Origin of the sequence: Mesorhizobium sp. M2E.F.Ca.ET.209.01.1.1, assembly GCF_004010375.2 — a bacterium.
Taxonomy (GTDB): Bacteria; Pseudomonadota; Alphaproteobacteria; order Rhizobiales; family Rhizobiaceae; genus Mesorhizobium.
Genome location: NZ_SADP02000410.1, coordinates 1 through 373 on the forward strand (window position 1 = coordinate 1; position 373 = coordinate 373).

Annotated in this window: 1 pseudogene; it reads left to right on the forward strand. The window is 64.3% G+C overall.

The features are described from left to right. Positions 1-109: 109 nt before the first annotated feature. Positions 110-373: pseudogene (locus EN852_RS36235) on the forward strand (glycosyl transferase); the annotation flags it as partial.

Here is a 373-nt window from a genome sequence, read left to right on the forward strand (position 1 = left end):
GCCCGACAGGCTGCGCCTGCAGGCGGCGTGTTTCGACGCGGATCCGGGCTTGCAGCTGCTCGGGACAGCGGGCTTGCAAATCGACCGGAACGGACAACCATTGGGGCCGATGGACGTTCCCAGCGACGGGGACGAGTTGCGGGACACGCTTGCCAGATACAATCCCGTGCTTCATCCGACGGTGATGATCCGGACCGAGGTCGTCCGGCACGCGGGAGGCTATCGCCGCGCCTTCACCTATGCCGAGGATTACGACCTGTGGCTGCGGCTTTCCGAGACGGGAAAGCTGGCCAACATGGATGCGCGGCTGGTCAAATTGCGCTCACATCCCGGACAGATCTCGCGCGTGAAGGAAGACCAGCAGAAAGCGGCC